Source organism: Methylobacterium adhaesivum (genome assembly GCF_022179065.1).
GTDB lineage: Bacteria > Pseudomonadota > Alphaproteobacteria > Rhizobiales > Beijerinckiaceae > Methylobacterium > Methylobacterium adhaesivum.
Genome location: NZ_BPQD01000003.1, coordinates 362069 through 384449 on the forward strand (window position 1 = coordinate 362069; position 22381 = coordinate 384449).

22 protein-coding genes and 2 tRNA genes are annotated in these 22381 nt (G+C 69.8%); 12 read left to right on the top strand and 12 right to left on the bottom strand.

Features of this window, described 5'->3' with window-relative positions; genetic code table 11:
- Positions 1-17: 17 nt before the first annotated feature.
- The gene (locus MFF01_RS05450) at positions 18-1673 is read left to right on the top strand and encodes a cation acetate symporter (RefSeq protein WP_373319653.1); all 1656 of its coding nucleotides are present in this window, start codon (positions 18-20) and stop codon (positions 1671-1673) included.
- Positions 1674-1885: 212 nt separating this feature from the next.
- Here the strand turns inward: MFF01_RS05450 and MFF01_RS05455 are convergent, their stop codons facing one another.
- The 4 genes from MFF01_RS05455 to MFF01_RS05470 all read right to left on the bottom strand — a co-directional run bounded on the left by MFF01_RS05455 (position 1886) and on the right by MFF01_RS05470 (position 7147).
- A complete protein-coding gene (locus tag MFF01_RS05455; RefSeq protein ID WP_238222718.1) occupies positions 1886-3238 on the bottom strand; it encodes a DUF2252 domain-containing protein in 1353 nt (450 codons plus the stop codon).
- Positions 3239-3338: 100 nt separating this feature from the next.
- Entirely contained in the window at positions 3339-4943 is a 1605-nt protein-coding gene (gene purH / locus MFF01_RS05460) for a bifunctional phosphoribosylaminoimidazolecarboxamide formyltransferase/IMP cyclohydrolase (protein WP_238222721.1), read from the bottom strand.
- A gap of 146 nt (positions 4944-5089) precedes the next feature.
- The gene (locus MFF01_RS05465) at positions 5090-6814 is read right to left on the bottom strand and encodes a heparinase II/III family protein (RefSeq protein ID WP_238222722.1); all 1725 of its coding nucleotides are present in this window, start codon (positions 6812-6814) and stop codon (positions 5090-5092) included.
- A gap of 257 nt (positions 6815-7071) precedes the next feature.
- Positions 7072-7147, bottom strand: a tRNA-Lys gene (locus MFF01_RS05470).
- Positions 7148-7270: 123 nt separating this feature from the next.
- Between MFF01_RS05470 and MFF01_RS05475 the strand changes: the two genes are divergently transcribed.
- Positions 7271-8335: a hypothetical protein gene (locus MFF01_RS05475; RefSeq protein ID WP_238222725.1), complete on the top strand. Its 1065-nt coding sequence runs from the start codon at positions 7271-7273 to the stop codon at positions 8333-8335.
- Between the two features lie 130 nt (positions 8336-8465).
- Here the strand turns inward: MFF01_RS05475 and tgt are convergent, their stop codons facing one another.
- Together tgt and queA are read right to left on the bottom strand one after the other, a co-directional pair.
- Complete coding sequence (tgt, locus tag MFF01_RS05480; RefSeq protein ID WP_238222731.1) at positions 8466-9623, bottom strand: tRNA guanosine(34) transglycosylase Tgt; 1158 nt, start codon at positions 9621-9623, stop codon at positions 8466-8468.
- Between the two features lie 53 nt (positions 9624-9676).
- Positions 9677-10762 (bottom strand): tRNA preQ1(34) S-adenosylmethionine ribosyltransferase-isomerase QueA, encoded by a 1086-nt coding sequence (gene queA, locus MFF01_RS05485; RefSeq protein WP_238222732.1) that lies wholly within the window; start codon positions 10760-10762, stop codon positions 9677-9679.
- 131 nt (positions 10763-10893) lie between these two features.
- Here queA and MFF01_RS05490 point away from each other — a divergent pair, with 131 nt between their 5' ends.
- The 3 genes from MFF01_RS05490 (at position 10894) to MFF01_RS05500 (ending at position 12473) form a co-directional block, all read left to right on the top strand.
- Positions 10894-11145 carry a hypothetical protein gene (locus tag MFF01_RS05490; RefSeq protein ID WP_238222734.1) on the top strand — a complete coding sequence of 84 codons (252 nt, stop codon included), beginning with the start codon at positions 10894-10896 and terminating at the stop codon, positions 11143-11145.
- A gap of 39 nt (positions 11146-11184) precedes the next feature.
- Positions 11185-11457 (top strand): hypothetical protein, encoded by a 273-nt coding sequence (locus MFF01_RS05495; RefSeq protein WP_238222737.1) that lies wholly within the window; start codon positions 11185-11187, stop codon positions 11455-11457.
- A gap of 128 nt (positions 11458-11585) precedes the next feature.
- Complete coding sequence (locus tag MFF01_RS05500) at positions 11586-12473, top strand: cation diffusion facilitator family transporter (protein ID WP_238222739.1); 888 nt, start codon at positions 11586-11588, stop codon at positions 12471-12473.
- Between the two features lie 48 nt (positions 12474-12521).
- Here MFF01_RS05500 and MFF01_RS05505 read toward each other — a convergent pair whose 3' ends face one another.
- Positions 12522-13439, bottom strand: a complete 918-nt coding sequence (locus MFF01_RS05505) for a LysR family transcriptional regulator (protein WP_238222741.1) — start codon at positions 13437-13439, stop codon at positions 12522-12524.
- A gap of 89 nt (positions 13440-13528) precedes the next feature.
- Between MFF01_RS05505 and MFF01_RS05510 the strand changes: the two genes are divergently transcribed.
- A complete protein-coding gene (locus MFF01_RS05510; RefSeq protein WP_238222743.1) occupies positions 13529-13987 on the top strand; it encodes a PACE efflux transporter in 459 nt (152 codons plus the stop codon).
- Here the strand turns inward: MFF01_RS05510 and lipB are convergent.
- The gene (lipB, locus tag MFF01_RS05515; protein WP_373319641.1) at positions 13984-14721 is read right to left on the bottom strand and encodes a lipoyl(octanoyl) transferase LipB; all 738 of its coding nucleotides are present in this window, start codon (positions 14719-14721) and stop codon (positions 13984-13986) included. The genes MFF01_RS05510 and lipB overlap by 4 nt on opposite strands.
- Positions 14722-14804: 83 nt before the next feature.
- Between lipB and MFF01_RS05520 the strand changes: the two genes are divergently transcribed.
- The 5 genes from MFF01_RS05520 to MFF01_RS05535 all read left to right on the top strand — a co-directional run bounded on the left by MFF01_RS05520 (position 14805) and on the right by MFF01_RS05535 (position 17609).
- On the top strand, positions 14805-15107 hold the full coding sequence (locus MFF01_RS05520) for a FliM/FliN family flagellar motor switch protein (RefSeq protein WP_238222753.1): 303 nt from the start codon (positions 14805-14807) through the stop codon (positions 15105-15107).
- A gap of 104 nt (positions 15108-15211) precedes the next feature.
- A tRNA-Leu gene (locus MFF01_RS05525) sits at positions 15212-15296 on the top strand.
- Between the two features lie 287 nt (positions 15297-15583).
- Complete coding sequence (locus MFF01_RS22025; protein ID WP_283207158.1) at positions 15584-15712, top strand: hypothetical protein; 129 nt, start codon at positions 15584-15586, stop codon at positions 15710-15712.
- Entirely contained in the window at positions 15709-17088 is a 1380-nt protein-coding gene (locus tag MFF01_RS05530; RefSeq protein ID WP_283207159.1) for a carboxylesterase family protein, read from the top strand. The genes MFF01_RS22025 and MFF01_RS05530 overlap by 4 nt, the downstream gene beginning before the upstream one ends.
- Before the next feature lie 314 nt (positions 17089-17402).
- Complete coding sequence (locus MFF01_RS05535) at positions 17403-17609, top strand: DUF3606 domain-containing protein (protein WP_238222755.1); 207 nt, start codon at positions 17403-17405, stop codon at positions 17607-17609.
- A 45-nt stretch (positions 17610-17654) separates the two neighbouring features.
- Here the strand turns inward: MFF01_RS05535 and MFF01_RS05540 are convergent, their stop codons facing one another.
- A complete protein-coding gene (locus tag MFF01_RS05540) occupies positions 17655-18107 on the bottom strand; it encodes a DUF488 domain-containing protein (RefSeq protein WP_238222756.1) in 453 nt (150 codons plus the stop codon).
- A 204-nt stretch (positions 18108-18311) separates the two neighbouring features.
- On the opposite strand from MFF01_RS05540, the gene MFF01_RS05545 reads away from it, so the two are divergent.
- Positions 18312-19181: a glycoside hydrolase family 25 protein gene (locus MFF01_RS05545; RefSeq protein ID WP_373319642.1), complete on the top strand. Its 870-nt coding sequence runs from the start codon at positions 18312-18314 to the stop codon at positions 19179-19181.
- 290 nt (positions 19182-19471) lie between these two features.
- Here the strand turns inward: MFF01_RS05545 and trhA are convergent, their stop codons facing one another.
- The 3 genes from trhA to MFF01_RS05560 all read right to left on the bottom strand — a co-directional run bounded on the left by trhA (position 19472) and on the right by MFF01_RS05560 (position 21803).
- Complete coding sequence (gene trhA / locus MFF01_RS05550; RefSeq protein ID WP_238222759.1) at positions 19472-20152, bottom strand: PAQR family membrane homeostasis protein TrhA; 681 nt, start codon at positions 20150-20152, stop codon at positions 19472-19474.
- A 134-nt stretch (positions 20153-20286) separates the two neighbouring features.
- On the bottom strand, positions 20287-20457 hold the full coding sequence (locus tag MFF01_RS05555) for a hypothetical protein (RefSeq protein WP_238222761.1): 171 nt from the start codon (positions 20455-20457) through the stop codon (positions 20287-20289).
- A 230-nt stretch (positions 20458-20687) separates the two neighbouring features.
- A complete protein-coding gene (locus tag MFF01_RS05560) occupies positions 20688-21803 on the bottom strand; it encodes a COX15/CtaA family protein (RefSeq protein ID WP_238222763.1) in 1116 nt (371 codons plus the stop codon).
- Positions 21804-22381 lie beyond the last annotated feature (578 nt).

Below are 22381 nucleotides of genomic sequence, written 5' to 3' on the forward strand. Positions count from 1 at the left end.
TTCTCCTCGGAAGCGCCATGGCGGCGCTGGCCGTGAGCGCCGCCTTCGCCGCCGGCCCCGATCTCGGTCCCATCGCCCAGCAGGCCACGAACTGGCCGGCCATCGGCATGTTCGGCTTCTTCGTCATCTTCACCCTCGGCATCACCTACAAGGCCGCCATGGGGACGAAGTCGGCCTCCGACTTCTACGCCGCCGGTGGCGGCATCTCGGCCGGCACCAACTCGCTGGCCATCGCGGGCGACTACATGTCGGCAGCGTCCTTCCTCGGCATCTCGGGCCTCGTCTACACCTCGGGCTTCGACGGCCTGATCTATTCCACCGGCTTCCTCGTCGGCTGGCCCATCGTGCTGTTCCTCATCGCCGAGCGCCTGCGGAATCTGGGCAAGTTCACCTTCGCCGACGTGGCCTCGTTCCGCCTCGACCAGACCTCCGTGCGCATCATCTCGGCGACCGGAACCCTGGTGGTGGTGGCCTTCTACCTCATCGCCCAGATGGTGGGCGCGGGTAAACTCATCCAGCTCCTGTTCGGCCTGCCCTACCTCTACGCCGTCATCATCGTCGGCGTGCTGATGATCGTGTACGTCGCCTTCGGCGGCATGAAGGCCACCACCTGGGTGCAGGTGATCAAGGCCTGCCTGCTGCTCGGCGGCGCCACCTTCATGGCCGGCGCGGTGCTCTTCAAGTACGGCTTCAACCCCGAGGCCCTGTTCTCGGCGGCGGTGGCGACCCACCCGAAGGGCGATGCCATCATGGCGCCCGGCGGCCTGGTCAACAACCCGATCGAGGCGATCTCGCTCGGCATGGGCCTGATGTTCGGTACCGCCGGCCTGCCGCACATTCTCATGCGGTTCTTCACGGTGTCGGACGCGCAAGCCGCTCGCAAGTCGGTGTTCTACGCCACCGGCCTCATCGGCTACTTCTACATCCTCACCTTCATCATCGGCTTCGGCGGCATCGCCCTGCTCATGTCCGATCCGGTCTACTTCAAGCTCGGCCCGGCCGGCGCCTTCGACAAGATCAAGGACATGGTCGGCGGCACCAACATGGTGGCGGTGAACCTCGCCAACGCCGTCGGCGGCCCGTACTTCCTCGGGTTCATCTCGGCGGTGGCCTTCGCCACCATCCTGGCCGTGGTGGCCGGCCTGACCCTGGCGGGCGCCTCGGCGGTGAGCCACGACCTCTACGCCAGCGTCATCGCCCGCGGGCGCACCAACGAGGCCTCCGAGGTGCGGCTCTCGAAGATCTCCGCGGTGGTGATCGGCATCGTGGCGATCTACCTCGGCTACGTCTTCGAGAACCAGAACGTCGCCTTCATGGTCGGCCTCGCCTTCTCGGTTGCGGCGAGCTGCAACTTCCCCGTCCTCACCATGTCGATCCTGTGGCGGGGCACCACCACCTGGGGCGCCCTCATCGGCGGCTTCGTCGGCCTGTTCGCAGCCGTCGGCATGGTGGTCCTGTCGAAGGCCGTCTGGGTCACCACCTTCGGTAATCCGGTGGCGATCTTCCCCTACGACAACCCGGCGCTGTTCTCGATGCCGCTCGCCTTCCTCACGATCTACGTCGTGTCGAAGCTCGACAACACGGCTCGGGCCAAGCGCGAGCGCGCCCTGTTCGACGCGCAGTTCGTGCGCTCGGAGACCGGCATCGGCGCCTCCGGCGCTCACGCTCACTGATTGGCCGGGGGCGCTTCGGCGCCCTCGAACAGGAAAAGGCGCGGGAGGATGCCTCCCGCGCCTTTTTTCGTGGCCGTACCTGGAAAGATCGGGTCTCGAAGGGCGAGCCCTTCGCGGGTCCAGGTATGAAGCTCGAGCAGCCGGCCCTGGGGCCTCCATCGGGCTCTGCCCGACACCCGCCGGAGGGATGACCCCTTCGAAATCCCGGACGATCAGGCGTCCTGCGCGCAGAGTGCGGCGTGGTCCGCCACCGTCTGGGCCGCGTAGCGCATGGCGAACTCGGCCACCGCCTCGTCGAAGACCGAGCCCTTGCCGAGGTACCCCGTGATCATCGCGGCATCGCCCGAACGGGCATGGGCGCGGGCGAGGGTGGTGCCGCAGAGCTGCGCGTAGGTCTTCGCCCCACCCTCGGCGAGGAGTTCGCCCACGGCCGAGAGTTTCTTGTTCTTGAGCTGCCGCACGTAATAGGAGCGCCCACTCACCTCGGAATACGCCGTGCCGAGGAACGGATCGCTCGCCGCCTGCATGATCCGCTGCCCGTCGATGACCCGCTGGCCTTCCGAGATGAGGGAGAACGGGCGGAGCGCCAGGGGTGCGAGGACGGAGGGTCGGGCCTCCTTGATCTGCAGGAACAGCGGTGCCCCGTCGGCATCGGCATAGACGCCGACGGCGCAGACCGTGCCGACGGAGCCGATCCCCACCACCTTGAAGGCGACGTCGCGCTGGGCGTAGCGCAGGACCAGGGTGTGGCGCTCGGCGCTGAGACTCCTCGGATAGGCGAGCAGGGCTTCGGCCGCCTCCTCCACCACGTCGGTCAGACCGTTGGGACCTTCGTGGAAGATCGTCGGGGCCTTGTCGGCGATGCGCCACTGCGCAGGGTGCCCCTGCGTCGTGGCCGGGTCGAGGTCCGGGGCGTCGCCGTGGCTGAGGCCGTCGGACGTCTCGATCGCGGCCTTCTTCAGGAGGTGCCGGCACAGGTCGCCGTCGCCGAAGCGGCCGATCTCATGCTCGAGGTCGATCCGGCTGTGCCAGATCGCCAGGGGGCCGAGATCGGCGAGATCGCGCATGTGCTCGCGATAGGCCCGCACCCCGGCGCGCGCCGCCCGGCGCGCCTTGTCCTCGCCCTGGCCCAAGGCCGCGACGGCGATGCTGGCGGCCAGACGCTTCACGTCGACGGTGAAATCGACGTTCCACAGGGTCTCGTCGAAATCGTTGATGTCGAACAGCGTCAGTCCCTCGGGGCTGCGGTACACGCCGAAATTGCCGATGTGGCAATCGCCGCAGGCCTGGACCGGAATGCCCGGTACGGCGACGCTGGTGAGGTCGGCCGCCATCACGGCGGCGGCGCCCCGCAGGAAGGCGAACGGACTGGCGCGCATCCGTTCATGGCGCAGGGAGACGAGTTCGAGGAGCCGGCCGACGTCGCCGGCGCGCAGGACGCCTAGGGGATCGCGGTCGGGCGCCGACGTCCAATCGGCGTGGGATTCACGGGGCACGGCCTCGCGCAGGCGCTTGCCCGCCGCCCGGCGCTCGGCGCGGCGGGTCGAAGTTGCAGAATCGGTCATGGTGGTCAGCCTCGGTCAGGAGCCGGACGCGGTCCGCACCGGACCCGGCCTTCGTCAGTCCCGGGCACGGCATCGGTGCCGCGGGATCTGTGTCGCAGGATCAGTGGCGGAAATGGCGGTGCCCGGTGAACACCATGGCTAGGCCCGCCGCGTCGGCGGCGGCGATGACCTCGGCGTCGCGCATGGAGCCGCCCGGCTGGATCACCGCCGTGGCCCCGGCCTCCGCCGCCGCCAGGAGGCCGTCGGCGAAGGGGAAGAACGCGTCCGAGGCAACGACGGCGCCCTTGGCGAGGCTCTCCGCCGCTCCGATGCGGGCCGCGCCCTCGGCCGCCTTCCAGGCGGCGATGCGGGAGGAATCCACCCGCGACATCTGCCCGGCGCCGATGCCCACCGTGGCGCCGCACCGCGCGTACACGATGGCGTTCGACTTGACGTGCTTGGCGATGCGGTAGGCGAAGCGCAGATCCGCGTATTCCTGCTCCGTCGGGGCGCGCTTCGTCACCACGGTAAGGGGCATGTCGTCGATGACGGCGGCGTCCCGGCCCTGGACGAGGAAGCCGCCCGAAAGGGTTTTCACCGTCTCGCCGGAGGCGCGCGGATCGGGCAGGCTACCGGCCAGAAGCAGGCGCAGGTTCTTCTTGGCCGCCACGAGCGCGATGGCCTCGGGCGTCGCGTCGGGGGCGATGATCACCTCGGTGAAGATCTCGACGATCTTCGCGGCGGCCTCGGCGTCGAGGGTCCGATTCAGGGCGACGATGCCGCCGAAGGCCGAGACCGGGTCGCAGGCGAGCGCCCGCTCGTAGGCGTCGAGCAGGGTCGCGCCCTCGGCGACGCCGCACGGATTGGCGTGCTTGACGATCACCACCGCCGCGCTGCGGGCGGGATCGAACTCGGCGACACATTCATAGGCCGCGTCGGTGTCGTTGAGGTTGTTGTAGGACAGTTCCTTGCCCTGGAGCTGGCGGGCGCTGGCGATGCCGGGGCGGACCACACCGGGAGCCCGGTAGAACGCGGCGGCCTGATGCGGGTTCTCGCCATAGCGGAGCGTCTGCGCGAGCTGGCCGCCGATGGCGCGGAACGGCGGAGCCGACACCGCCTCGGGCGTCCCCTGCCCCGCCATCCAGTTGGCGATGGCCGCGTCGTAGGCGGCGGTGCGGGCGAAGGCCTTGGCGGCGAGCGCCCGTCGGGTTCCGACGCAGAGGGACCCGGCTTGGGCCTCGAGCTCGGACAGGATGGCGCCGTAATCGGCGACATCGACCACCACGGCGACGTCCGCATGGTTCTTGGCCGCCGCGCGGATCATCGCCGGGCCGCCGACATCGATGTTCTCGACGCAATCGTCGTAGGACGCCCCGCGCGCGATGGTGGCCTCGAACGGGTAGAGGTTGACCACCAGGAGATCGATGGCCCCGATGCCGTGGGCGGCCAGCGCCGCCTGGTGCTCGGGGTTGTCGCGCACGGCGAGCAAGCCGCCATGCACCGCCGGGTGCAGGGTCTTCACCCGCCCGTCCATCATCTCGGGGTAGCCGGTGAGATCCGCCACTTCGGTCACCGGCAGGCCGGCGGCCTGAAGTTCGCGGTGGGTGCCGCCGGTGGAGACGAGGGCGATCCCGCTGGCATCCAGGGCTCGGGCGAATTCGACGAGCCCCGCCTTGTCCGAGACGGAGAGGAGCGCGCGGGTCACCCGCACCTGATCATGCGACATGAAGATTCGTCCGGTCGAAAGGCGATGGAACTGCCCGGCGCCTAACACGAAATCCGGTCTGCGGGCCAGGGACGCCCGCCCCGTCACGTGTCCCCTGGCGCATCGCCTTTTCGCGAAAGCCGGACACAGCCTCTCGTAACGCTGCCCTATGCCCCGGAGGGCAAAGCCCTGGCGAAGCGCCAGCGGACCCGGGTCTCTTCCAGGACCGTGAGATACAGCACGATCTGGTCCGTGCGCCGCGCGCCCGTGAGGCCCGCGAAGTAGACGCTCTCCTCGATGGCGATCTGCGCGCCCTCTGCCTCGACATGCCAGACCTCGCCGATGGGCGAGACGAGTTCGAGGCCGCCCCCCGCCCGGCCGTGCGCGGCGATGGCGGGGTGAAGGTGGAAGCGGATGGCGACTTCGTGCGCCCTCGGCCGCGCCGTTCCTGTCCGCACGAAGGCGTCCTCGCCCTCCACGGTGGACCCGTCGGCGGCGAGGCGCCAACGCCGCTCGTGGACGATGCCGAATTCCGGCCCGTAGCCGTCGTGGCGGGCGGCGAGCACGCGGGTCCCGTCCGGATCGAGGGTGCGCTCGGCTTTCACCGATCTGGGGCCGCGCAGGATCACGGGTCCGATGCGCCTGGCGAGCCAGCGCACGGCCCACCGCTCGTGCCAGGCTTCGCCACCCGTGAGGAACCGGCACGAGGAGGTGTCGGCGACGGTGGCGGTGGAATGGGCCGCCGTGCTCCGGGCGAGGCGCCGCAACTCCGGCCCGCTCGCCGGCAGGCCGCAATTGACGACGATGCGTTGCGGGCCGCTGGAGAACTCGAAGGACAGGCAGCCCGCCCCGGCATTGATGGAATCGACGAGGGGGGGCGGCGCGCCGACATCGGCCACGAGGAGGACGCGGCCGGCCTCCAGGCGCTCGTAGCCGGAATTCGGCGCATGCATGAGCGGCTGCGCCAGGGCCCCGTCATAGGCGAGGAGGGTGGCGAGGTGATCGGCCGCCGTCTCGCCCATGCCGTTGAAGTGGCTGAGCGAGGCGTCGGCATGGCGTAGGAGCCGCAGCAGGGGCAGCATCCGGTCGACGGCATGGAGCAGGGCCTCGGGCGGATCGATGCCGCGCCCGAGGAAGCTCTGGCGCAGGGGCAGGAGATCGAGGAGCAGCTCCATGGCGAAGCGCGGATCGCGGCTGCGGTGTCCGCCATCCGGCATGATCTGCCGTTCGAGCTCGCGCGCGAGGATGCGGGTGGCCCGGCGCAGGATCGGCTGGATGCCCTCGCAGCAGAGCCCGGCGTAGCAGAGGGCCACGGCGGCGAGCAGGCGGGTCTGGGGCGAGATCCCGCGCCGCAGGTCGCGCTCGAGGTCCCGCGCCGTCCGGCCGAGGGTCTTGAGGAAGTTGGCGTAGAAGATGCGGTCCGTCCCCTCCAGCACCAGGGGCGATTGGCACAGGAACGAGATGAGGCGCCGCGCCGCGACGGGAGTCGGCTTGGCGAGGTCGGCGTCGCCGCGCCCGGCCATGAAATCGGCGACGAAGGCGCGGGCATTGGCCCGGGCCAGGGCCGTGTCGGCGGCGCGCAGGTGGCGCAGCCAGCCGAAGCCGTAGAGGGCATCGGCCCATTCGGGCGACGGCGGCGCGTAGTCGAAGGGCGAGCGGCCGCTCACCGACAGGGATCGCCCGGCGAACACGAACAGCCCGGCATAGATATCGTCGGCGAAGGTCGCGTCGCTGGTGCGCAGGTCGTGCGGCGCGATGACGAGGCCGGTGACACGGGCGCCGGCCAGGATGTCGGGCCGGCCCGTGGCGCGGGCATAGAGGTTTCGCGCGGTCTGACCGACCTCGCGGCCGATCAGCCGATAGAACCGCCAGCGATCAGCCCCCCAACGCACGCCGTCTCCCTTCCCGACGGGATCGACGCCGCGCCGGACTCTCTTGCCTTCAACCTAGGCCGTGCGTCTTAAGGGTTGGTTAACCTCATCCGGGCGCGCGGTCGAGGGGCGAAAGGACAGCCTTCCTGTTGCGCTGATCGGCCTACGCTGCGCGACGATGGCTCGTCGGACCGCAAGGCGCGCCGCAGCAGGCCAGCCCCCGGTCTCGGAGCCAAGCGAAGCCAACGAACCGCATCGTTTGCTCGGGTGAAGGCAAATGGTGAGCGCGCTGGGGCTCGAACCCAGGACCTACAGATTAAAAGTCCGTTGCTCTACCAGCTGAGCTACGCGCTCGCATCCGTGGCGGGGGCTCGTGGGCCTTTGCGTCCGCCGGGAGGCGACGCCCGCAATAGGGGGTCGACGGGTGGGGGTCAACCGCGCCACATCGCCTTCATGTGGAGGGGCAGTCGGCGCACGATGGGTGAGACGGAGGAGGAGGATCGGGCGGCCGGCGCGTGGCGCGGGTTCGCGACGGCGTTCGGGCTTTCGGTGGCGGGGTTCGGGCTGGCGGTCATCGGGTTCGTTGCGGTGGTCGATCCCTACGGTCTGCGCGTGGGCCCGAGCCGGCCGCCGGGCGCCCTGATGGATGGCAACCAGCGGTTCATGTACCCGCAGGTGGCGCGCAGCCGCCTCTACGACGCGGCCGTGTTCGGCTCCTCCACGGTGCGGCTCCTCGATCCCGATCTGCTCGGGCCGGTGCTCGGGGGGCGCTTCGCCAATCTGGCGATGAACGCCGCGACCCCGTTCGAGCAGACGGCCCTCGCCCGGGTCTACCTGCGCCACGCGACCCCGAAGTCCATCCTGTTCGGCATCGATACCAACTGGTGCGCCGCCGACGCCGACACGAAGCGCCTCACCTTCCGGCCCTTCCCCGCTTGGCTCTATGCCGACGGGACGCCGTGGAATCTCCTGCGTCAGGTCAACGGACAGAGCGTCGCCACGGCAGCGCGGGTGCTGCTGCATCGCTGGACCGGCCTGCCGGCACGCCTGCGGGGGGACGGCTATGCCGTGTTCACGCCGCCGGAGGCGAGCTACAACGCGGCGCGCGCTGCCGCTTACATCCACGGCGGCCCGGGCATACCCGACCCCGCCGCGCTGGAGCCGCCCCCCGATCCCGTTGCGGCGCCGATGCCGGCCCTGGACTGGCTCGAGGCGCTTCTCGCCGACCTGCCGTCGGAGACGCTGCGCATCCTCGCCTTCATGCCGGTGCACGTGGCGGCGCAGGGCCTGCCCGGCACGGCCAAGGGCGCGCGCGAGGCCGCCTGCAAGGCGCGCGTGGCCGAGATCGGCGCGCGGCACGGAGCCACCGTGGTGGATTTCCGCATCCCCTCCCCGGTGACCACCGACGACACCCGCTACTGGGACGCCCTGCACTACCGGCTGCCCGTCGCCGGGCGCATCGTCACGTCCCTCGGCGCCGCCCTCGCCACGGGCGCCGACGATCCGAACGGGTTCTACCGGGTTCTGACGCCGCCTCGGTGAGGTCGTGGGCGCTCACATCCATTGGGATTCTAAAAGGATCATCCCGTTGGCGGGTATCGGGCAGAGCCCGACGAAGACCCCAGGGCTTTGCCCCGTGGACCCGCGAAGGGCTCGGCCCTTCGAACCCGATTCAGGCAGCGCGCTCGGCTTCGGCCTTCGCCCAGGCCGCGCGGGTTTCGTCGCAGAAGTCGCTAAGGCGACCCTGCGCGATGGCCGCCCGCATCCCGGCCATGAGATCCTGGTAATAGGAGAGGTTGTTCCAGGTGAGCAGCATCATCCCCAGGATCTCGTCCGAGCGCACGAGGTGGTGGAGATAGGCGCGGCTGTAGTCCCGCGCCGCCGGGCAGGACGAGGCCTCGTCGAGGGGCCGGGTGTCCTCGCCGTGGCGGGCGTTGCGCAGGTTGATCCGGCCGTGGCGGGTATAGGCGAGACCGTGGCGTCCGGCCCGGGTCGGCATCACGCAATCGAACATGTCGATGCCGCGCGCGACCGAGCGCATGAGGTCGTCGGGGGTGCCGACGCCCATGAGGTAGCGCGGCTTATCCGCGGGCAGGTGCGGCGCCACCGTCTCGATCATCGCCAGCATGACGCCCTGCGGCTCGCCGACTGCGAGGCCGCCGATGGCGTAGCCCTTGAGGTCGAGATCCACGAGGGCGCGCGCGCTCTCCACCCGCAGGGCCGGGACGTCACCGCCCTGGACGATGCCGAACATCGCCTTGCCGGGCTGTTCGCCGAACTGGATCCGGCAGCGCTCCGCCCAGCGCAGGGACAGGTGCATGGCCTTTTCGATGGTCGCGTGGTCGGCGGGCAGGCGCACGCACTCGTCGAGCTGCATCTGGATGTCGGAGCCGAGCATGCCCTGGATCTCGATGGAGCGCTCGGGGCTCATGTGGTGCGTCGAGCCGTCGACATGCGAGCGGAAGGTCACGCCCTGCTCGTCGAGCTTCCGCAGCGCCGACAGCGACATCACCTGGAAGCCGCCGGAATCGGTGAGGATCGGGTGCGGCCAGTTCATGAACCGGTGCAGGCCGCCGAGCCGCGCCATGCGCTCCGGGCCGGGGCGCAGCATGAGGTGGTAGGTGTTGCCCAGCACCACGTCGGCGCCCAGATCCCGGACCTGACCCGGATACATCGCCTTCACGGTCGCGGCCGTGCCCACCGGCATGAAGGCCGGGGTACGGATTTTTCCGCGCGGCATCGTGATGGCGCCGGTGCGGGCTGCGCCGTCGCTGGCGTCCACCCGGAAGGTGAAGTCTTTCGGGAGTTCGGGGGGCTCAAGATCGGACATCGGCGCTCCTTAGCACCGGATCGGCCGAGTGGGCAGGCGGGAGGCCGAACGTCCTAACGGCCGGCCGGAAACAGCAGGCTCGAATCCCCGTACGAATAGAACCGATACCCGCTCGCGATGGCGTGCGCGTAGGCGGCCCGCATGGTCTCCAGCCCCGAGAACGCCGAGACCAGCATGAACAGGGTCGAGCGCGGCAGGTGGAAGTTGGTCATGAGGGCATCGACGGCGCGGATCGGCGTGCCGGGGGTGATGAAGATCTCGGTGGGGCCGGAGAAGGCGTGCAGGCGGCCCTCGGCATCGGCCGCGCTTTCGAGGAGGCGCAGGGCCGTGGTGCCCACCGCCACGATGCGTCCGCCGGCCGCGCGGACCCGGTTGAGGGCGTCCGCCGTTTCGGCCGAAAGGACACCGATCTCCGCGTGCATGCGGTGGTTGTCGGTGTCGTCGGCCTTCACGGGCAGGAAGGTGCCCGCACCCACATGCAGCGTGACCCGGTGGCGCTCGATGCCGGCCGCATTGAGGTCGGCCAGGAGCGCTTGCGAAAAATGCAGGCCCGCCGTGGGGGCCGCGACGGCGCCCGGCACATCGGCGTAGACCGTCTGGTAGTCCGTGGCGTCCTGCGCGTCGGTCGGACGCTTGCCGGCGATGTAGGGTGGCAGCGGCAGGTCACCCGTGGCGGCGATGGCCGCGTCGAGAGCCGGTCCCGCGAGGTCGAACCGCAGGATGATCTCGCCGGCCTCGCCCTTCTCGACGAGGGTCGCGTCGAGGCCGCCGAGATCGCACGGGTCGCTCGCGCCGTGGCGGCCGAACACGATGCGGTCGCCGGGCGCCAGGCGTTTGGCCGGCCGGGCGAAGGCGCGCCAGGTGTCGGGCGCCGCACGCAGGTGCAGCATCGCCTCCATCCGCAGGCCCGGGGCTCCGAGACGGTGGCGCACCCCCTTCAGCCGGGCGGGGATCACCCGGGTGTCGTTGAACACGAGGGCGTCGCCCGCCCGCAGCAGGCCGGGCAGGTCGCGCACCGTTCGGTCCACCAGGGGGGCGCCCGGCCGCACCACGAGGAGACGGCCCGCATCGCGGGGCACGGGGGGCCGCAGGGCGATGCTCGCCTCGGGCAGTTCGAAATCGAAGAGGTCGACGCGCATGGCGCGCCAACAGCACGGTTTTTCGCCGCCGATCAATGGCCGGGCGCGCGACACGGGAACCGGAGGCCGTGGTTCCGGTTGCCGCTTCACCCACGCGTTGGGCGTGGGCGTCCGTAGGAGCAGAGTCTCGCATGGCCTGGTACGCATTGAGCCCCCGCGATCCCGCCGATCCGCGCTGGCCCCTGCCGGACAGCCCGAGCATCACCCTCAAGGCCGACGACCCTCAGGCGGCGCGCGACAAGTTCTCGGCGGCCTACCCCAGCCGGCCGTTCGGGACGCCGGGCTCACCCGTCGCCGATGCCGGGGATTCCGGGTTCCGTAATGATCCCGACGCCCTCGTGGTCACGCCGGCTTCCGCGCCGCCGAGCCCGCCAGCGGCTTAACGCGCCCCGCCTCTCGTCCCCGCATCGGAGCGTTGCGCCATGTCTTCGAGCCACGCCATGTCTTCGTCCGACCGGAAATCCCGCCCGCCGCGCCGACGGGTGACCCTCGATTCCCAACTCCTCACCTATTGGGAGCGGGAGGCGGCCCGCCTCGATGCCCTCGCGGCTGCCGCGCGCTGGGGCTGGATGGCCCGCAGCTATGCCCGCAAGGCCGAACGCGCCCGCGCGCAGGCGGCGCGCAGTGCCGACCGGGAGGCCGCGCGGGAGCAAACCCCAGAGCCGGCGCCTGCAGAGAGCGACCAAGCGGCTTGATCCGCCGCCGGTGCGGTGCGGCCCGGCATAGCCGGGCCTGAATCGTTCAGCGGCGGGTTCAACCTTTGCCGTGGCCTTGTGGGGTGCGCGGGGCTTAAGGCCGGGGCATCGAACCTCGGAATCCCGCCATGGACCGCACTCAGAAAGCCGCCCTCGCGAGCGCCGGCGTCGGCGCCGTCGTCACCGGCATCAAGTTCGCGGCCTTCGCTCTCACGGGCAGCCTCGCCCTCTATTCCGACGCCCTGGAGAGCATCATCAACGTGGCGGCGGCGGCCTTCGCCTTCGTGGCCCTGCGGGTGGCCGCCCGCCCGGCCGACGACGACCACCCCTACGGCCACCACAAGGCCGAGTACTTCTCCGCCGTCATCGAAGGGGCGCTCATCATCGCGGCGGCGATGCTGATTCTGCGCGAGGCGTTCCACGGCATCCTCGATCCGAAGCCCCTCGACGCCCCGATCCTGGGCCTCGCGGTCAATGGCGTCGCGACGGCGATCAATGCGGCCTGGGCGTTCTATCTCCTCGGGCGCGCCAAGGCATGGCGTTCCCCGGCCCTCGACGCCGATGCCCGGCACGTCTTCGCCGACGTGGTGACGTCGCTGGGCGTTCTGGTCGGCCTCGGCCTCGTCCTGCTGACGGGGGCGGCCGTGCTCGATCCCGTCATCGCCGGCCTCGTCGCCCTCAATATCCTGTGGTCGGGCTGGACCATGGTGCGCGATTCGGTGAGCGGCCTCCTCGATCGGGCGGCGCCGAGCGAGATGGTGAACCAGATCCGCGAACTCATCTCGCTGCATGGCGCCGGCGCCCTGGAGGCGCACGACGTGCGCACGCGGCACGCGGGACAGGCCACCTTCATAGATTTTCATCTCGTGGTGCCGGGTGAGATGACCGTGCGGGATTCTCACGAGATCTGCGACCGCCTCGAGGCGGCCATCGAGGGCGCCATCGAGGGCGCCGTGGTGGTGATCCACGTGGAGCCCGGCGAGCAGGCCAAGGGGCGCGGCGTCCCGGTGGTCTAAAGCATCGTCCCGAAAGGTGGCCTTCGGCTTTTGGACAAAGACGATGCTCTAGGGACCGGAGCGCGGTCGCTCGGCTCCCGCGAGGGGCCCGATCCGCTCCGCCGCGAACCGCGCGCGGAGCCAGGCCGCGGCGGGGCCGCAGGGGCGCTGCTTGTGCCAGACCAGTTCCAGGGCGATGGGCCAATCGCCCTCGTCGAACTGCAGGTCCGGCGTGACGAGGTCCGGCGCGGTGAGGGAGGCGGCGATGACGTGGTCGGTGACGAAGGCCCAGCCGATCCCGTGCTTCACCATCTCCAGGATCACCCAGTGGCTCTCCACCCACCACACCTCGGCGGCCACCCGCAGGCGGCGTTTTTCCGGGCCGTCGCCGCGCGCGGCGACCAGGATCTGCCGGTGGCGCTTCAGCTCCTCCCATTCCACCCGCGCCTTCGCGAGGGGATGATCGCGCCCGCAGACGAGCTTGAGCGGCACCCAGCCGATGGTCTGGAAGCCGAGCTCCGTGGGTAGAACCTCCTGCCGCCACATCACGCCGAGGTCGGCGGCGCCGGATTGCACCATGCGGCTGACGTCCTCCATCAGAGGAAACAGCAGCTCCAGTTCCACGAAGGGGAAAGCCCGGGCGAAATCCGCGAACAGGCCGCCCAGGGCATGTTCGGGATAGAGTTCGTCGATGGCGACCACGAGCCGGTTCTCCACCCGGCGCTCCAGGCTGCTCGCGACCCCGATCAGGTGCTCCCGCCGGTCGAGCACCACGCGCGCCTCCAGCAGCAGCCGCTCCCCCGCCGGGGTGAGGACGGGGTTGCGGCCCGCCCGGCTGAACAGCACCACTCCGAGATCCGCCTCGAGGTTCGCCACCTGCGTGCTGACGGCGGATTGCGCTTTGCGCAGCACACGGGCGGCGCCCGAGAAGGAGCCGGCCTCGGCCGCGGCGACGAAGGCCTGGAGCTGGTCGAGGGAGACGCCCATCGATCTGATTTCCCGATAGGTCCTAACTTGGCCAACCGGATATCGCAGATAGAAGGCGGGAAACCCAAACCGACTTTCCGGGACAGATCATGCGCACCACACGCGACCGTATCCGCCACGCCCTTCTGTTCGAGGTCCTGGGGCTCGCGCTCATCGTTCCCCTCGGGACCGTGCTGTTCGGCCTGCACGCCTCGGAGATGGGGGTGATCGGTCTCGGCAGTGCGCTTGCGGCCACGGCGTGGAACTACGTCTACAACCTCGGCTTCGACCGGGCGATGCAGCGGCGCCTCGGCCACACGCGCAAGAGCGTTCCGCTGCGGATGGCGCACGCCGTGCTGTTCGAGGCCGGGCTGCTGACGATCCTGCTGCCGCCCATCGCCTGGTATCTCGGCATCAGCCTCGGCGAGGCCTTCGTGATGGATCTCGCGATCGCCGCCTTCTACGTGGCCTACGCCTTCGTCTTCAACCTCGCCTACGATCGGGCCTTCCCGCTCCCGGCCTGGAGGACGGAAGAGGCGCCGCGCGCCGGAGCCGGCGTCGCGTCCTAACCCTCTGTCCGGGTCGGGCCGAAGATCGCCTCGAACCGCGCCCGGAGCTGCATGTCCACCTCCGGCAGGGTGACGAGGTGGCCGAGGTCGACGAGGCTGGTGACGCCGTGGCCGGTGATGCCGCAGGGTACGATGCCGGTGAAATGGGTGAGATCCGGCTCGACGTTGAGGCTGATGCCGTGGAAGCTTACCCAGCGCCGTACCCGGATGCCGATGGCGGCGATCTTGTCCTCGACGGCCTCGCCGTTCACCGCGCCCTTCTCCGGTCGCCGCACCCAGACGCCGACGCGATCCTCGCGCCGCTCGCCCCGGACGTTGAAGGCCTCGAGGGTGGCGATGATCCATTGCTCGAGGGCGGCCACGTAGGCGCGCAGGTCCGTGCGCCGCCGGTTGAGGTCGAGCATCACGTAGGCCACCCGCTGGCCTGGGCCGTGATAGGTGTACTGCCCGCCCCGGCCCGTGCGGTGGACGGGAAAGCGCTCCGGATCGACGAGGTCGCCCGCCTTGGCCGAGGTCCCGGCCGTGTAGAGCGGCGGATGCTCCAGGAGCCAGACGCACTCGTCGGCGCGCCCCGCCGCGATCTCGGCTGCCCGCGCCTCCATGCCGGCGACGGCGTCTTCATACGGCACGGGGGCGTCGCTGATCCGCCATTCCACGGGCGCCGACCCCGGCCGCGCGAGAAAGTCCCCCGATGCGACGCCGAGGCGACGGGTGATTAGGGGTTCGTTTACCAAGATTTCACCATCGCGGATGACAGTCGGATCCAAGGGACGGATGCGGTCGGCGCGGCCTGTCCCACAACGAAGGAATGGGTCGCGTGGCGGTTCTCGAAGATCTCAAGGTCGATCTCAAGGTGGTGCTTGGGCGCCGGCACATGCCGTTGCACATCCTGCTGCGCATGGGCCGGGGCGCCGTGATCGAACTCGAAGCCACCGAGACCGATATGGTCGAGATCCTGGCCAACGACCACCCGATCGCCCGCGGCCAGATCGTGGTGACGGGAAACCGCATCTCCATCGAGGTCACGGAGCTGATCCAGAAGGAGGAGGTCGTCCGCACCCCCGGCGTCACCATCGGCGACGGCGCGGTGCCCATTCTCGAAGACGCGGAATTCGCCTGAAATGCGCTTGTGGCCCCCGGATCGATCTGCTAATTGCTGCGCCGCGCCGGAAGAAACGGACGCCACGCCCCACGGGCCGGCGCCGCGACTGAGGTGACAACGATGCGGCCATGGCGGAATTGGTAGACGCGCTAGCTTGAGGTGCTAGTCCTGCAAGGGGTGGAGGTTCGAGTCCTCTTGGCCGCACCAACTCGATTGAGTTGGTGCATTCGAACTCGGTTCGCTGATGTGGTTAAAGGTGCGGACCGACTGTTGCGAGATCGATCGCAACCCATGCTATCCCGGCTTTGTTCCGGTGAGCATTCAGCTTGATCGGGGGACTTCCCGAGCAAGACTTGGATGGAGCGAGACCAGCCTTCCGATTTTTGTTGAAGCCGTCTCCCATCGATGATGTTTTTGGCGCGTTGTCGTAGGCTCTTCAGCCGACTCTCTCAGAGTGTCGTGATTGCCGCCTCGTACCGATCGCCGATAGGCACATGACCGCAGGCTTGAAAGCCACCCAGCGGGGCCTTGGCATCGACGCCGCCGTTCTCGCATCCCCAAAATTCCGCCTTGCCCAGGCCGGCATGGGCGGCGTCGTGCTCGACTCGACTGTCAGCCGATGACACGTCACCCATCGAGCGACGGTCACACCGCCTTGCAAAAAAATACAGGGAGCGGGACGCCCGTCTTCGACCCGCCCTGTGGACCGATCGAAGGCTGGGCCGACGGCCCCGTGCTCCGTGCCACCGGCATTCCCTATGCACGCGCCGCCCGTTTCGAGCAGCCGGTGCCCGTGCCGGATTGGACGCTTCCGTTCGCCGCGACGCAGTGGGCGCCCGCCTGCCCGCAGCGACCGCTCCCCTTCATCGACGAGGCGCTGGGCGGAACGTGGGGAAGCCTGCCGCAGGACGAGGACTGCCAGCGCCTCTCCGTGACCCTGCCGGCCGACCGGGCGGCCGACGAGACGTTGCCCGTGATGGTCTGGATCCACGGTGGCTCCTACACGAGCGGTGCGGGCGACGCCCGGTGCTTCGATCCCGCGGCCCTCGTGGCGGAGCAGCGCGTCGTCGTCGTCAGCGTGACCTACCGCCTGGGGCTGTTCGGCTATCTCGGCGACGGCGCCGACAGGCCGGCCAACCTCGGTCTGCTCGACCAGATCGCGGCGTTCCGCTGGGTCGGACGCAACATCGCCGCCTTCGGAGGCGACGCGCGGAACGTGACCGCGTTCGGTCAGTCGGCCGGCGGCGATGCGATCGCGCACCTCATGGCGACGGACGGCGCCGAGACTTTGTTTCACCGGGCCATCATCCAAAGCCCGCCCTTGGGGATCGCCCTCGGGCGCAGGCGAATGAATGCGGCGATGGCGCGTGCGGCCACGGCGGTGACGGCCGACATGACACCGGCGGAGGTGCTGGCCCTGGAGCCCGCCGTCGCCCGCGCCGGCAGGTCCTTCGGGCTTCGCGGAGCCATGCCCTTCGGAACACAGTACGGATACGCGCCGCTCGTCGCCGAGCGCGATGTCGAAGCGGCGTGGGATGCCGTCGCCCCCCGCATCGCGGTGCTCATCGGACACACCGCCGAAGAGGCGCGGCTGTTCCTGCCGACCATACCGTCCCTGCAGGTCTGGTTCGGTCGCCCGCTCATCGGCCCGCTGCTGCGTCGCCTCGCCGTCGGGGTCGTGACCGAGATCGTCTATGCCCGCGCGATCCGTCGTTTCGCGAAACGTCACGCCCGGGCGGGCGGCTGCGCGCACCTCTACACCCTGACCTGGGCCGCGCCCGGCAACGTATTCGGCGCCGCTCACGCCATCGAACTGCCTCTGCTGTTCGGTACCGAACGCGTATGGAAAAACGCCGCTTACCTGGCGGGGGCCACCTGGCCCGAGATCGAGACGCAGGGACGACGTCTGCGACGGTTCTGGGCGGACTTCGCGCGGGGGGAGAGCCTCCCGGACAGCGGTGAAGTTCCGGACGTCCTCACGTATTCCCGGCCGAACTGAGTGGGATCCAGGTCCCCGTCGTTCCTTCCGTAACAGCCCGCGCCCATCCCTTCACCCACGCGGCCGTTCGACGGACTGATCTCGAACGCCGCCGGTCGACCGCCGCTCCATCCGGCTGTCGTCAGGCGACCTCGAGGGGCACGGATCGGCCGGGCGCAGTGCCGGTGAGAGGCGGAGGGCACTGGGTGGATGCGCCCCCAGCGGGCTCGATCCATCAGACCGACACCGGCGTCGTCATGGCAGATGGTCTCCACGAACCGTGACGCGCCGGGTGCGTTGGTTCGGTGACTCTCCATGACCCTGGACGCCTCCCGATGACCGACAGCCCGACGCCCGATCCGCACGCCCCGAAAACCGTGAACGTCGCCGAGCCTTGGACGCGCGCCTATTGGGCTCGCTACTTCGAGGTGCCCGTCGAGGAGATCGAAGCCGCCGTCGCTGCCGTGGGCGAGGCTCCGTCCGCCGTCGCGGCGCGATTGGGCAAGACTTGGCCGTCGCGGGACGGCGGCGGCATCGTCTAGGATCGCGCCCTCCCCCGCGTCGGATCCGATCCGTCGCGGGCCGGATCAGGCCACGATGCCGAACAGGTCCACGGTGACGAAGCCGCGTGCTTCCAGGCGCTCGGCCAGGACCCGTCGGTGGCAGCGGGCCGGGTCGCGCTCGAAGCACAACAGGCAGGTCGGGCTGCGCGCCGCGAGGTCGCACAGGGCATCGAGGGCGAGACCGCCATCGGCGGTGTCGAGGACCTCCTCGCAATAGATCTTGCGCATGAGCGCGGCGTCGTCCGCTCGCGCCGCCTGGCGGCCAGCCTTCGGGGTGCCGAGGATTCGAGCATGTTCGTAGGACAGGCCCGCCGCTTCCAGTCCGGCCTTGAGGGCGCCTTTCGAGAAGCCGCGCTTGCGCGAGTTCGCCACGGCGCGGACATCGGCCAGGGTCGCCACCCCGGCATCCGTCAGGGCGACGGTGAAACGCTCGGGGTCGAGGCCTTCGTACCCGATGGTAAACACAGTCTTGCGCATCCGGTCTCCTTCAGCAAACAACGAGGGCTGACCGAGACTTACGCCGATCCGCCCGGTGGGCTGCGGCTCTCGGCAGTGCCACGTATGTGGCTGTGGCGCCATGGCTTCCCGAAAAGCGCCGCAATGCCGTCAAAGCTCTGTTAACTGCGCACCGGCAACCGTGGTCCCATGTTGCGGGCGTGGAAAGAGATGGGTCGGGCATCGATGTCGCTGACGAACGGGACCGCGAAGATCCTCGCCCCGCGCCGCGACGGCCGGAACGGCCGTGTCCGCTGGATGGGACGCGCGGCCTGTCTTGCCCTCGTGGCGGGCCTCGCCGCCTGCTCCGGCACCACGGATTTCTACCCGACCAAGGGCGACGTGAAGCCCCATCCGGGGGTCGCCCGTGCCAAGCAGCACCCGATCCAGGGCATCGACATCTCGAAATGGCAGGGCCCCGTCGACTGGGCCTCCGTGCGCGCGGCCGGCACTCAGTTCGCCTTCATCAAGGCGACGGAGGGCGGCGACCACGTCGACGAGCGGTTCCGCGTGAACTGGGACGGCGCGGCGCGGGCCGGCGTGCCGCGTGGCGCCTATCACTTCGTGTTCTGGTGCCGTTCGGCCCAGGACCAGATGGCATGGTTCAAGAAGAACGTCCCGGCCGATCCCACCGCCCTCCCCCCGGTCCTCGACGTCGAATGGAACGGCCATTCGCAGCTCTGCCCGAAGAAGTTGCCGAAAGCCCAGGCCCTGGCGATGATCCGGTACATGCTCGATGAGATGGAGCGCTACACCGGCAAGCGTCCGATCATCTACACCGACATCACCTTCCACAAGGACGTCCTCGAGGACGAGCTTCCGGATTATCCGCACTGGGTCCGCTCCACGGCCGCCGAGCCGGAGCAGCGTTTCGCCAAGCGCCGGTGGATGCTGTGGCAGTTCACCTCCACGGGCCGGGTACCGGGCGTGCGCGGCGACGTCGATCGCAACGCCTTCTACGGCACGACGGCCGAATGGGCCTCGTTCCTCGCCACCGACTGCGATCCGCGCGACCACAGCTCCCTGGCGAACCGCGGTCTCTGCGCCGGGAAGTAGCCCCCGGCATTGGCCTTCCTCGGGGTCGGCCCCGGTCTTTGTGCGGGCTCGCACGGCTGACGCATGAGAAGCGCGAGTCCCCTTTCCCAGAAAGGCGGGGCGGTTCGGGTTGGCTCTACCGGTGATTCTGCGGCGCGCGCCGACCGAACCCGGACCCGAAGGGCCGCGACGAAGGCGTTCAAATCCGGGCCCGCCGACAGTCTGAAGTCAGGAACCGCTTGTCTTTCGGGATCCCGGGTTCCGCTACGCGGATCTCGGATGATGGCGCTCAGACGATAAGCCGGTAGAGATCAGGCGCCGGCCTGGATCACCGTGCCCAACACCGCACCGAAATGGCAGGCCGTCGCGGCGAGCACGAAGGCGTGCCAGATCGCGTTCTGGAACGGTAGACTGCGCCAGACGTGGAACACGACCCCGAAGGAATAGAGCAGGCCGCCGGCGGCCAGGAGCCATAGGGCGTCGGGCTGCAGCCGTGCGATCACCGAATCGTAGGCGGCGAGCCCGCTCCAGCCGAGGAGCAGATAGAGACCGATGGCGGCGCGGTCGAACCGACCCGGCAGCGTCAGTTTGAGGGCGATGCCGATACCCGCCACGAGCCACACGCCGCCGAGCAAGCTCCAGGCAACGGTGCCGTTGCCCACCAGGGCCACGAGCGGCGTGTAGGTGCCGGCGATCATGAGGTAGATGAGGGCGTGGTCGGCCCGGCGCAGGAGCCACTTCCGTCGGCCGACGGGCCACATGTTGTAGGTGGCCGAGACACCGAGCATCGACACGAGGGCGGCGGCGTAGATGGCCACGGCCCCCTGCTCGAGGGCTGGAAGCCGCGCGAGGGCCGCCAGGATGACGATGGCGATGGCTCCGGCGACGCCGAAAGCGACACCGAGGAAGTGAATAACGCCGTCGGCGAGGATTTCGCGCCGGGTGTAGTCCCATCTCAGCCCTGTGGGGCGCCCATCCTCTGCCAGGAACATCGCTGACTCCCATCGGTCATGGGAAAGCTACGCTTGGACTGATCCAAGCGTTCCCAAGGAAAACTACCGAGGTAGCTCCGTCCACAGGCAAACCTACGCCGCGCCGCACGCGGCAGCGGCAGGAAGAACGAAGGTCAGCCGGCGACGAGGCCCGAATAACGGCTCGCGATGACGACGGCCCAGGCGACGCCGAGCACGCCCGTGAGGCCGAAGACGATCCGGCGGGAACGCCGATCCAGCTTGTGGCGTCGAACGACGGGCTTCGGCTGCGCGGTCTTCACGGTCGGGGGTGTACCAAGCGTCATGCGGTCGTGGTCCTCGTTCGTTGTGCGCGGGCGAACGCGGCGTCCCGAGCGTGGCTACGGGACTAACGTCTGACCATCCATCCGGTTCGCTGCAACGCAATAAAGCGTGATGCCGCGACGATGAGGCCTTCCGACGACGATGGGAAGGGTGGTCCGCCGGGCTGCGTGCGCCGCATCACCCGGCGCGCATATCGGCCCGGATGAAACCAGGATCGTGTCCCGCCGTGGGATCAGGCCGGGCGGCCGGTCAGGGCCTCGAACCCGAAGGCCGGGGCCGCTTCCGGCCGCATCGGGCGGGCCGTCACGGCCGGGCTGAGCCGGGCGTGCACGGTCGCCATCACCAGCACCGCCATGGCGAACACCTGGTGGCTGAGGCCGGCCCAGAGCGGCACGGCCAGCAGCAGCGTCGTCACCCCGAGGGCGGCCTGCGCCAGGACGAGGCCGGCGACGCCCGTGGCGCGCCGTGCGGCGCCGCTGCCCGGCAGGGTCCGCCGTGCATCGAAGGCGTGCAGGAGCGCCACGGCCAGGAGGAGATAGGCTGTCAGGCGGTGGTTGAGCTGCACCAGGGCGTGGTTGTCGACGAAGTTCTCGATCCAGGGGCGGACGGCGAAGAGTTCGCCCAGCGGCGGCGCGAAGGCCCCGTCCATGCCGGGCCAGGTGTTGTAGACGAGACCGGCCTTCGATCCGGCGACAAGGCCACCGAGGAAGATCTGGCCGAGGGCCAGCACCACGAGGACCACGGCCGTCCGGCCGAGCCGGGCCGGAACCGGCGGCGACGGTTCCGCGCGCAGGCCGGCGGCGAGCCAGACGAGGCCGGCGAGGATCAGGCTCGCGGTGGTGAGGTGCAGGGCGAGCTTGAGGGGCGCCACCGCGGTCATGCCGGGTTGGAGTCCGGACGCCACCATGATCCAGCCGATGGCGCCCTGAAGGCCGCCGAGGATGCCAAGACCGAGGAGGCCGAGGCCGAGGCGCCGGGTGAGGCGTCCCCGAGCCCAGAACCAGATCAGGGGCAGGAAGAACGCGAGGCCGACGAAGCGCCCGAGCAGGCGGTGGCCCCACTCCCAGGCATAGATCGTCTTGAAGTCCGACAGGCCCATCCCCTGGTTGAGGATGCGGTATTGCGGCGTGTCGCGGTACTTGTCGAATTCCGCCGCCCAGGCCTCGGCCGAGAGGGGCGGAACGGCGCCGGTCACCGGCCGCCACTCGGTGATGGAGAGCCCCGAGCCGGTCAGGCGCGTCGCGCCGCCAACCGCGACCATGCCCACCACCAGGGCGGCCAGCACGTAGAGCCACAGGCGCACGGCGCGGTGCCCGCCATCACGGACGGCTGCGTTCCTCGGCATCATCGCGCTCCCATCCCCGTCATCCGGCCGCTGTCATCGCTCGGCCCGGGGTAGACGTGCGCTCGCACGAGGGCAACGCCCTCCGGCGACGCAGCCGCTCTGTGGAGGGCGCTACCCGTTGGCGGCGAGCTCGCGGCTCCGGTTCAGGGCGAGGAGATCGAGGAGTGCGATCACGAGCCAGGGGCCAGCGATTCCAATGAAGAAGGCCATCCGTGTCGCCCTGTTCCCGCGCGAAGGTGCCCGATGATAGGCGAGTCGCGCCACGCCGCAAGCGATCAAACGGGGCCACTGCGGGAAAGGCCTATCCCCGCCCCGACACCCCGGCGAGCCACCGCAGGGCGAGGGCGACGAGCATGCCGGCGCCGAGGAGGCGTCGCCATGGATTGACCCCCCGTACGAGTTCGTCTGCGGCCCAGACGATCAGGGCCGCCGTGCCGACGCCGCGCAGGATCGTGCCGGCTTGGCCCGCCGGCGCGAAGGCCCAGTCGATCCCGGCGCAGAGGCCGAACAGCGTCAGCGACGCGTTGGGCCACTGCCCGATGGTGATCTCACCGGTGCGGCGGTTGCGCAGGAACCAGTCG

Bases quoted from the DNA above. Each gene is read 5' to 3' on its own strand.
- MFF01_RS05450 (WP_373319653.1), top strand. From the start codon at position 18: ATGGCGGCGCTGGCCGTGAGCGCCGCCTTCGCCGCCGGCCCCGATCTC.
- MFF01_RS05455 (WP_238222718.1), bottom strand. From the start codon at position 3,238: ATGACCGATTCTGCAACTTCGACCCGCCGCGCCGAGCGCCGGGCGGCG.
- purH (WP_238222721.1), bottom strand. From the start codon at position 4,943: ATGTCGCATGATCAGGTGCGGGTGACCCGCGCGCTCCTCTCCGTCTCG.
- MFF01_RS05475 (WP_238222725.1), top strand. From the start codon at position 7,271: ATGGGTGAGACGGAGGAGGAGGATCGGGCGGCCGGCGCGTGGCGCGGG.
- tgt (WP_238222731.1), bottom strand. From the start codon at position 9,623: ATGTCCGATCTTGAGCCCCCCGAACTCCCGAAAGACTTCACCTTCCGG.
- queA (WP_238222732.1), bottom strand. From the start codon at position 10,762: ATGCGCGTCGACCTCTTCGATTTCGAACTGCCCGAGGCGAGCATCGCC.
- MFF01_RS05490 (WP_238222734.1), top strand. From the start codon at position 10,894: ATGGCCTGGTACGCATTGAGCCCCCGCGATCCCGCCGATCCGCGCTGG.
- MFF01_RS05495 (WP_238222737.1), top strand. From the start codon at position 11,185: ATGTCTTCGAGCCACGCCATGTCTTCGTCCGACCGGAAATCCCGCCCG.
- MFF01_RS05500 (WP_238222739.1), top strand. From the start codon at position 11,586: ATGGACCGCACTCAGAAAGCCGCCCTCGCGAGCGCCGGCGTCGGCGCC.
- MFF01_RS05505 (WP_238222741.1), bottom strand. From the start codon at position 13,439: ATGGGCGTCTCCCTCGACCAGCTCCAGGCCTTCGTCGCCGCGGCCGAG.
- MFF01_RS05510 (WP_238222743.1), top strand. From the start codon at position 13,529: ATGCGCACCACACGCGACCGTATCCGCCACGCCCTTCTGTTCGAGGTC.
- MFF01_RS22025 (WP_283207158.1), top strand. From the start codon at position 15,584: ATGACCGCAGGCTTGAAAGCCACCCAGCGGGGCCTTGGCATCGACGCC.
- MFF01_RS05530 (WP_283207159.1), top strand. From the start codon at position 15,709: ATGACACGTCACCCATCGAGCGACGGTCACACCGCCTTGCAAAAAAAT.
- MFF01_RS05535 (WP_238222755.1), top strand. From the start codon at position 17,403: ATGACCGACAGCCCGACGCCCGATCCGCACGCCCCGAAAACCGTGAAC.
- MFF01_RS05540 (WP_238222756.1), bottom strand. From the start codon at position 18,107: ATGCGCAAGACTGTGTTTACCATCGGGTACGAAGGCCTCGACCCCGAG.
- MFF01_RS05545 (WP_373319642.1), top strand. From the start codon at position 18,312: ATGTCGCTGACGAACGGGACCGCGAAGATCCTCGCCCCGCGCCGCGAC.
- trhA (WP_238222759.1), bottom strand. From the start codon at position 20,152: ATGTTCCTGGCAGAGGATGGGCGCCCCACAGGGCTGAGATGGGACTAC.
- MFF01_RS05555 (WP_238222761.1), bottom strand. From the start codon at position 20,457: ATGACGCTTGGTACACCCCCGACCGTGAAGACCGCGCAGCCGAAGCCC.
- MFF01_RS05560 (WP_238222763.1), bottom strand. From the start codon at position 21,803: ATGATGCCGAGGAACGCAGCCGTCCGTGATGGCGGGCACCGCGCCGTG.